This is a genomic window from Pseudoalteromonas sp. Isolate6, from assembly GCF_022398435.1.
GTDB lineage: Bacteria > Pseudomonadota > Gammaproteobacteria > Enterobacterales > Alteromonadaceae > Pseudoalteromonas > Pseudoalteromonas galatheae.
Genome location: NZ_JAKEVK010000177.1, coordinates 1 through 10,315, shown reverse-complemented (window position 1 = coordinate 10,315; position 10,315 = coordinate 1). Strand labels below are relative to the sequence as shown.

The following is a 10,315-nucleotide window of genomic DNA, read 5'->3' as shown; positions in this document are numbered from 1 at the left end:
TGGTATTACAATGAATAAGATAAGCGTTTGTTCTACGCTCTTGGCTGCATTATTACTAAGTGCATGTGATGATGATTCTGTGGAGGTTGTACAGGTTGAAAAGCCGGTGATCACAACAGAGACTGAAATAAAAGTCGTTGAAGTTCCGGTAATTGTGGAAGTACCTGCAGGTAGCGCAAGTGCTATGCAAGTGGGCACACGTCCTAATTTCTTGATTCAAGACATGGAAGGCAGTGCACTCAAAACCAAGCTTGAGCAGTGTGCTAACGGACCTTTTTATAAAACAGACTTTTCAATTGGACACCGTGGTGCGCCAATGCAGTTTCCTGAACACACCAAAGAATCTTATATTGCGGCGGCTAAAATGGGTGCTGGGATTTTAGAGTGTGACGTTGCCTTTACCAAAGACAAAGAGCTGGTTTGTCGCCATTCACAATGTGATTTACACACTACAACAAATATTTTAGCAACGGATTTAGGCCAAAAATGTACAACACCATTTGTACCTGGCGATCCTGAAAATGGAATTGCAGCCCAAGCGATGTGTTGTACCAGCGACATTACTTTGGCTGAGTTTAAGACATTAAAAGGTAAAATGGATGCCGCGAACTCAATGGCGACAACCGTAGAGGAATATATGGATGGCACGGCAAATTGGCGCACCGATTTATATTCGAGCCGTGGCACTTTAATGACCCATGCCCAGAGCATTGAGTTATTTAAAAGTTTAGGCGTGAAAATGACACCAGAGCTGAAGACTCCGTCTGTCGCTATGCCTTTTGACGGTTTTACACAAAAAGCCTACGCACAAAAAATGATCGACGAATATAAAGCTGCAAATGTAGATCCAAAAAATGTCTGGGCGCAGTCATTTAATCGGGACGATGTCGTCTATTGGATAAAAGAAAATCCAGAGTTTGGCGCACAGGCGGTGTATTTGGACGACAGATACGAAGCGCAAGCAGCAGATAATGAAACCATGGTATCAGCCGAGCAAATCGTGCATAACCCAGAGCTACTGTCACCAACGATGGAAGAGCTTGCAGCGGATGGCGTTAACATTATCGCACCACCTCTGTGGATGTTATTAACCGAAGAAGGGGGGGAAATCGTACCCTCACCTTATGCCAAAGCTGCAAAAGCCGCAGGGCTTGGGATCATTACTTGGACACTGGAGCGCTCTGGTCACTTAGCCAGCGGCGGTGGTTGGTACTATCAAAGCATCAACGGCAGTCTGTCAGGTGAGGCGATGATAGATAACGATGGTGATACCTTTAAAGTGCTAGATGTATTGGCCAGAGAGGTTGGTGTACTCGGCGTATTCTCTGATTGGCCAGCAACGACCACCTATTATGCAAGCTGCATGGGCATGCCTGCCAGTATTTAAGCGGTGTTAATTGTGGTAGGAGCGGATTTACTCCGCGATCTTGTCTCTAATGATCGCCGCCTAAAGCCGCTCCCACCAAGGGGTTGAGTATATGGTAGGAGCGGATTTACTCCGCGATCTTGTCTCTAATGATCTCCCCATAAAGCACCTCCCACCAAGGATTTGAGATATGGTAGGAGCGGATTTACTCCGCGATCTTATCTCTAATGATCGCCGCCTAAAGCGGCTCCCACCAAGGAATTGAGTATATGGTAGGAGCGGATTTACTCCGCGATCTTGTCTCTAATGATCGCCGCATAAAGCGGCTCCTACCAAGGATTTGAGATATGGTAGGAGCGGGTTCACCCCGCGATCTTATCTCCAATGAACGCCGCATAAAGCCGCTCCCACCAAGGGTTTGAGTTTATGGTAGGAGTGGATTTACTCCGCGATCTTATCTCCAATGATCGCCGCCTAAAGCGGCTCCCACCAAGGAATTGAGTATATGGTAGGAGCGGATTTACTCCGCGATCTTTTGATTTGGTTCTTACTGTTATTATATCGACTCCATTTGTTCCTAATTCTATGCTAGAAGAATCTCAACCCCTGCACTAACCTTTATTGTGAACGCTTTAATAAAGGCTAGAATCATGAAGTTAAACTCTATCCGTATCCTCATGACCACTATCTTCGGTGGCATTGTTGTTTTTGTCGTCATCGTTACCCTTTTAGTTGTCAACATGTATAACGCCTTGCTTGATTTTGAACAAATGGCAGATAACCGATACAAGGCTTACCAACTTGCCGACGAGTTAAGACAAAGCTCCGACGATTTAACACGATTGGGCAGAACCTATGCGGTAACTGGCAACGATAAATACGAAAAGATGTATATGGATGTATTAGCGATTCGTAATGGTGAAAAGCCTAGGCCTGAAGGCTACCATAAAATTTATTGGGATCTGGTGCTTAATTATGGTGAGAAACCAAAACCAGACGGTCAGCGTGAGGTATTACTCGATGCCATGAAAGCGGCAGGGTTTAGCCAAAAGGAGCTCAACTACTTAAGTGAGGCACAAGCCAATTCCGATGGCCTCGTCGCATTAGAAGTTGAAGCCATGAACGCTGTAAAAGGTAAATTTAAAGATAGCGCTGGTAATTACACTATTCAAGGCGAGCCTGATTTGACCAAAGCGGTTAACCTCACGCACAGTGATGATTATCATCGCTATAAAGCCAACATTATGAAACCGGTGGAATCATTTTTCACAGAGCTGGAAAACCGCACTAAACAAAACGTTATACAAGCACACAGTGCTGTGGAGTCTTATGTTTTTTGGGCCATGGTTATGTTAGTCATAACCGTATGCTTCAGTTTATTCGGTGTGTACTTGGTTCGTCGCCGCATCGTAAAACCAATTGAATTACTTGGCAGAACATTTGAAGAGATAGGTAGCTCAAATGATCTTAGAAAAACGGTAGATGAAAGCGGCGCAACTGAGATTCAGGTGGTAGCCAATATCGTAAACCGGATGCTTAATAGTTTTAAAAACACAGTAACTAATATCGGCTCTGCAGGTGGTGCGATGTCAAAATCTTCCAAAGAGGTGGCGCATTTTATTCGTAGTAACAAAGAGATAAGCGAAGAACAAAACGCTCGCCTCGAAACCATTGCTACTGCCGCGGAAGAAATGACTGCTACACTCAATGAGGTCACCTCAAGTACAGTAAGTACCGCAGACTACGCTAATCAGGTTGAACTTGAAGCGCAGCGTGGAATGGAGGTGATGTCGCAAACCAGCCAACAATTTACCGAATTATCTGCGCGCTTTGACAGAACTGCTAATATTATTTCAGAGTTGACTGAGCAAAGTGATCAAGTGTCAAATGTAGTGAGCGTGATCCAGGCGATTGCAGAGCAAACTAATCTGCTCGCATTAAATGCCGCCATCGAAGCGGCAAGAGCAGGAGAGCAAGGTCGTGGCTTTGCTGTTGTTGCAGATGAAGTAAGAACCCTTGCACAAAGAACCCAAAAATCCACAGAAGAGATTCGTGATATCATCAACCAGCTGCAAACCAAAGCGGGGAGTGCGAATACCGCCATTCAGCAGAGTCAGCATCAAGTGCAAGCGACGGAAGAGCAGGTGATGGTATCTTCCGAAGTGCTCGACAGCATATTTGAAGCTGTAAGTAAAATCAAAGACTTGACTCAAGGTGTTGCTACAGCCTCTCAGGAACAGTTATCGGTGACAGAAGACATTAACACCAATATCAATGGCCTGAGTGATATTTCCAAAGAAGCAATTAAGCGGATGAATGAGTTTATGGCCATTGTTGAGCAGCTAGAGCAAACTAGTCATCGCCTTAACGACAATGCGAGAGAGTTTACTGTTTAGTACTTAAAAAGCGCTTGACGCGCGGGTCTTTTTTCAAATGCTCGCCGCGTAAAGCGGCTCCCACCAAGTGTTTGAATATATGGTAGGAGCAGATTTATTCCGCGATCTTGTCTCTAATAAACGCCGCGTAAAGCGGCTCCCACCAAGGGTTTGAGTATATGGTAGGAGCGGATTTACTCCGCGATCTCGCCTCTAATTATCACCACCTAAAGCGGCTCCCACCAAGGGTTTGAGTATATGGTAGGAGCGGATTTACTCCGCGATCTTATCTCAAATGCTCGCCGCGTAAAGCGGCTCCCACCAAGTGTTTGAATATATGGTAGGAGCGGATTTACTCCGCGATCTCGCCTCTAATTATCACCACCTAAAGCGGCTTCCACCAAGTGTTTGAATATATGGTAGGAGCGGATTTATTCCGCGCTCTTATCTCAAATGCTCGCCGCCTAAGGCGCCTCCTATCAAGGGTTTGAATATATGGTAGGAGCAGATTTATTCCGAAATTTTGTCTCTAATGCTCGTCGCGTAAAATGCCTCCCACCAAGAGTTTTAATATATGGTAGGAGCGGGTTCACCCCGCGATCTTATCTCCAATGAACGCCGCGTAAAGCGGCTCCCACCAAGTGTTTGAATATATGGTAGGAGCGGATTTATTCCGCGATCTTAACTCAAATGAACGCCGCATAAAGCGGCTCCCACCAAGTGTTTGAATATATGGTAGGAGCGGATTTATTCCGCGATCTCTTCATAACCAACAAAAAGAAAAATCAATAAACTCACAAAGGCCCTTAAATATGATCTAAACAAAAAATGCAAATGATATTAATTATCAATTGCTTTGACTTTTATTCAGTTTCCATTTAGAGTACGCGCCAAAATTTACTTTAATGCAATAAATTTTGGGATATTAACAATGATAAACACGCCTTTTAAACGTGGTGTACTCTCTGCTTTGGTGCTGTCTGCCCTTAGCCCAGTTGCTTTTGCTGATTCGATAAAAGCGCAGCCAGACATGGAACACATCGTTGTAACTGCGACTGGTTTTGAGCAAAAAATACCAGAAGCACCCGCGAGTATTTCAGTGATCACCGCTGAAGACATTCAAGCTCAGTCCTATACGACTTTGCTTGATGCCGTAAAGTACCAAGAAGGCGTGGACATTGGCACAACTCGAGATAAAACCGGCCAAGGCAGCGTGAGTATGCGTGGTTTAACAGGTGAATATACGCTACTTCTTATCGACGGTAAGCGTCAAAACAACCACGGTGATATCTACCCAAATAATTTTGGTGGTAACGCGTTTAACCATATTCCACCTAAAAGTGCCATTGAGCGTATTGAAGTCATTAGGGGACCTGCCTCTACACTTTACGGTGCAGATGCGATGGGCGGCGTAATCAACATTATTACTAAAAAGTCAGTAGATGAATGGACCGGCAGCATTGATTTTGGCCGAAGCCTACAAACAAACGACCAGTTTGGTGATGACATTACCACTGACTTCAGTATTTATGGGCCTTTAGTTAAAGGTTTACTCAACTTTTCTGCTCGCGGCAGCATTTATGAGCGTCAAGCCTCAAACCCTGAGTTTTCACCTGCAGTCGATCCAAATGGTGAGCTGCATCATCGTGAACTTGGCTTTGGACGCGGTGGCAAAACAGTAGACAACACTAACACCCAATTGGGTGCAACCTTTGTATTTACGCCAAATGACAACCACACGGTTACTTTTGACTATGATATCTCAAATCAAGAGTATGATAATACGCCAAACTACGACGTTGAGTCGGGCAAAATTACCTATCCGCTTGGTACTAAAGACAACATCGAATCAATCTGGCAAACACGCCGTGGCAAGGTAAACCCGCGCGCAGGTTATGCGGCGGATCAAGAATTCGACAGAAGCTGGTGGTCACTAACGCATCAAGGTACGTTTGACGATATCGAAACTTTTGTGTCTTTGGCATTTGTTGATACCGATAACAATGGCCGTACTATGCCGCTTTCTGTTGCAGAGCGTAAACTACTACAAGCCATGTACGATGGTAGTGGTAAGTATGCCGACATGGAAGAAGCAGAGCGTAAAGCGCTTGCTGAAAGCACATTCTTACCACGTCCAAAACGTACACTTAACAGCAGCCAGTATACGCTAGACGCGCGAGTGGATATTCCAGTTGATGATTTATTTGGCGATCATGTGTTTGTTTTGGGCGGTCAGTGGGTTGACGGTGAATTGCAAGATGGCGTATTTGGTATGGAGTCTGGTGTTGACCAAGGCGTTCAGGAACACCAAATGTACTCACTATTTGTAGAAGATAACTGGCACTTAAGCGATCCGCTAACAGTTACAGTGGGTGTCCGTCACGATAACCACGATGTATTTGGTAGCCAACTTTCTCCGCGTCTATACGGTGTATACGAGCTGTCTGACGATTGGACAGTAAAAGGCGGGATCAGCACGGGTTATAAAACGCCACAAACGACCGACTTATACAACGGTATCACCGGCTTTGGTGGTCAAGGTACGTCACCGTTTGCAGGTAACCCAGATCTTGAACCAGAAACCAGTGTAAACAACGAAGTTGCATTGTATTGGACGCATCCAACTGAAAACCACAATTTTAATATCACTTACTTCTCAACGGAGTTTGACGATAAAATCGCCCGTGGTGATACCATCAAGAGCTGCTCAGCAACCAATGGTGCAAAACCATGCGTGAATTTGGGTGTATACGACGAGCTTGGTTACGATACTTATAGCCAAAAAATCAATATCGACAAAGTTGAGATCCAAGGAATTGAGCTTGCAGGCCGTTACCAGTTCACCGATACAATTTCACTTTACGCAAACTACACCTGGACTGACAGCGAGCAAAAGAGTGGTCCTCAAGAAGGTCAACCATTAACCAATACCGCTGAACACATGGCAAATGCTACAGTAAACTGGCAAGTAACAGACGAGTTCTCACTAACGCTAAATGCTGAAATGCGCTCTGATCGTTACCGTGGCTGGGACAACAACCTAGACAAAGCCATGTACTACAAAAACTACAACCTACTGCACTTAGGTGCTAAATACACCTTTAACGACAATGTTACTGTGTTTGCGCGTATCAATAACTTATTGGATGAAGACTTTACGTCTTATAGCACGGATTACAACGACTTAAACGGTGATGGTAAATACGAATACCTAAGTGGCCGTGGTGTGGTAAGCGAAGTCGTATTTAGCGATGACTACAACGTAAAAGACAAAGCCCGCAATATTTGGTTTGGTGTAAACGTGACGTTTTAATACCCATGTAAAGCATAACTAGATTACAAAACTCAAAGGAGGTGCAATTTGCACCTCTTTTTTATTGCCACTTGTGCAGGACGCAGCGATCATTTCTCTACTTTTTACCTCACTCATAGCAGCGGCTTTTCAACAAAATCGCGGGATAAACCCGCTCCCACCGCATATCATTACCGCAAGACAACTCCTTAAATGCCACCGCTGGCAGGAGCCGCTTCACGCGGCGATCTTTTCAACAAAATCGTGGGGTGAACCCACTCCAACTGCATATCATTACAGTAAGACAACTCCTCAAATGCCACCGCTGGTAGGAGCCGCTTCACGCGGCGATCTTTTCTACAAAATTATGGTGTGAACCCAATCCAACCGCATATCATTACCGCAAGACAACTCCTTAAATGCCACCGCTGGCAGGAGCCGCTTCACGCGGCGATCTTTTCAACAAAATCGCGGGGGGCACCCACTCCAACCGCATATCATTACCGCAAGACAACTCCTCAAATGCCACCGCTGGTAGGAGCCGCCTTACGCGTCGATCTTTTCTACAAAATTATGGTGTGAACCCACTCCAACCGCATATCATTACCGCAAGACAACGCCTCAAATGCCACCGCCGGTGGGAGCCGCTTTACGCGTCGATCTTTTCTACAAAATTATGGTGTGAACCCACTCCAACCGCATATCATTACCGCAAGACAACGCCTCAAATGCCACCGCCGGTGGGAGCCGCTTTACGCGGCGATCTTTTCAAAAAGGCCCCGCGATCACGCTCTTAACCTCAATCCAACGCGGTCAACGCACGGTAGGTATCATAAGCAAACTGATCAGTCATACCGCTAATAAAATCCTGAATAAGGCGGCAGCGGTAATAAAACTCAAAAATCGGCTCGGCTTGCTCAGCCTCACTAAGCTTCGCGACCGTTTCGCGGTATACCGCAACATACTTTTTGGAAATCCGATTAATCAATCGCGACTCTATCGCAAAACTATGCTCGCCATTTAATGCAGCGTGAAAATCATCGGCATCTAAATCAAGCACCCGCTGATATTCGTTTAATATACTGCTGGTGATCTTATAACCTTGAAGCTCCAACTGCTCGACCTCTTTATTCGAGAATACCTTGTTGGTCGCGACCGTTTTCAGCGATTTTACAATAGCATGAAGGTGGCTGTTATCCTCCAGCAACGAAGCGTTAAAATTCCCTTCGTAGATCGCTTCAATATTATCGATAAAACGTGTTTTGGCATGTTCAGCAAGCGGGTGCAACAACCCCACGCGGAGCCAAATAAAAAATTCATTATCAAAATTCGCCATATGCTTGCTGGCTTTGTCATTGGCATAGTGCAGCTTTTTACTCATAAGCTCTAAAAGCTTGTCATCGGTGATCCCAAACCCTGCTGCGATATTTTGATATTCCTCTATTAAACAGCCCGTTAACTCATCTACGCTAATAATGCCTTTTTCTACAGCGTCTTCCATATCAGCAAGACAATAAGCAATATCGTCAGCCGCTTCCATGATATAAGTCACTGGGTGGCGATTACCCACTTGGATCTGCAATTTGTCGCACAGCTCACTGACAAAACCACTTTCACTAAAATAGTATCCTGCTTTCTTTTGCAGGTAGGACTTATCAATGGCTACGGTCGACTTAGGCGTGGTCGCGCAGCGGGTATATTTCATCACAGTGGCGCATTGTGAATAGGTAAGGTTAAGCCGAGAAAGCGTATGAATAACGCGAATGGCTTGGGCGTTACCCTCAAAACTACAAATATCGAGCAGTAACTCCATTTCTTGATTCAGCACCGCCAGATCAGACGCTTTGCTCTCCTTTGAGCCATACCTAAGCGCCGCCCGAGCACTTTTTGCAAACTGTTGATGCTGGCTCAAATAGCGTTTAAACCAATCATTGATAGCGGCCTCGCCAAAGTGACCAAACGCAGGGTTACCAATATCGTGCATCAAACAGGCCATTTCAGACAGAGTAACCAAACACTCAGACAAATCCACCTGCTGGCCGTTTTTATCTTCATATTGCAGCAAATCTTGCTTACCTTGCTGCACCAGCGCATCAACAATTTTTTTAGCAATGTAACGGCCGTTTTGTTGCACCTCCAACGAGTGCGTTAAGCGCGAACGCACAGCCGCATTACGCTCAAGCGGAAACACTTGGGTTTTTTGTTGCAGTCGTCTAAGCGCAGCACTGTTGATAATACGCCCACGGTCGCTCTCAAGGCTACTCGCCTCACTGCCACCGGTATTGTAAGAACGCTCGTTTGTTATTTTATTTTTGAAGTGCATGCCACTTTCCTGTTGAAACCCAAGCTACATTTCCAATGTAGGTGAATGTGGAAAAGTTGTAAACCGAATAGATACCTCCCAAGTCAGCCTACAAGCAAACCTTCATATAAGGTAAGGTAGCGCAGTATCTCTACACCGAACTAACAACAGGCAAAACACCGACTAAGCCAGTAAAGTGATAAAAATAGCTGTAATACGTTGTAATGGGCTAGCCCAACTATATTTGTTACTTTTACAAGTTTGAATTAACCCTATTTTTAATAGTTTGGCAAAAAATATCTAACACTTTGGTGGCGAAAGCTTCGAAATTTGACGCAAATCACTACAAAACTTACGGATTTTCGGGTTTAATACTCTCAGTATTCGTTTACATCTAATTTCAAATGAATTTATACAGCGGTTAAGGATGAAGTAACCGCTCACGAACAGGATCTTTATGCGCTTAAAAGAAGCCCTCAGTGTCATGGCAATGGCATCAAATTATTCTTTGGCATACCACTGTAATGCCAAAAGACAAAACGCACCACGTATCTCGAGGTGGGTTTTAGAGCTTGATCTATACATAGCTCTTACTTCTGATAAATATATCGAAGCTTGCATTGAGTGTTAAGAATGGTGCTAAAAGCCGAGTAATTTTAAATGAACGAGGCGCCGAAGTACTCAATGATAAAGGTGATGCTTATCTTAATTCAAAGGATAAGTTAGTAAGAATACAGTGTGTAAAAAATAGTTAAAAAGAGCAGAATATGATAAACAAAAAAATATTTGATGCGATAAGATTCAAGCAAACAGATAAAGCTGAGTGGATAGCGTATTTTTCTGGAAATGTTATCGATATAGACAGCTTTTCAGGCATTCCTCAAAAGCGAAACTTTGAAAATGCTGAATCGATAGGCTTTCAAAGGACGGTAAAAAAGGAAAGATTGGATAGCCTTATTAATTTCTATAAAGATGAAAAT

Annotated in this window: 5 protein-coding genes; 4 read left to right on the top strand and 1 reads right to left on the bottom strand. The window is 44.4% G+C overall.

The features are described from left to right. Positions 1 to 10 precede the first annotated feature (10 nt). The 3 genes from L1D50_RS18185 (at position 11) to L1D50_RS18175 (ending at position 7,054) form a co-directional block, all read left to right on the top strand. Entirely contained in the window at positions 11 to 1,387 is a 1,377-nt protein-coding gene (locus tag L1D50_RS18185; RefSeq protein ID WP_239966543.1) for a glycerophosphodiester phosphodiesterase family protein, read from the top strand. 629 nt (positions 1,388 to 2,016) lie between these two features. Continuing rightward, entirely contained in the window at positions 2,017 to 3,762 is a 1,746-nt protein-coding gene (locus tag L1D50_RS18180; protein WP_128726240.1) for a methyl-accepting chemotaxis protein, read from the top strand. Between the two features lie 910 nt (positions 3,763 to 4,672). Next, positions 4,673 to 7,054, top strand: a complete 2,382-nt coding sequence (locus L1D50_RS18175) for a TonB-dependent receptor (RefSeq protein WP_239966542.1) — start codon at positions 4,673 to 4,675, stop codon at positions 7,052 to 7,054. Between the two features lie 778 nt (positions 7,055 to 7,832). On the opposite strand, the gene dgt is transcribed toward L1D50_RS18175, so the two are convergent. Next, positions 7,833 to 9,356, bottom strand: coding sequence for a dGTPase (dgt, locus tag L1D50_RS18170; RefSeq protein ID WP_239966541.1), 1,524 nt, complete (start codon positions 9,354 to 9,356; stop codon positions 7,833 to 7,835). A gap of 746 nt (positions 9,357 to 10,102) precedes the next feature. Between dgt and L1D50_RS18165 the strand changes: the two genes are divergently transcribed. After that, positions 10,103 to 10,315 (top strand): hypothetical protein (locus L1D50_RS18165; protein ID WP_239966540.1); only part of this gene is annotated, 213 nt, incomplete at its 3' end.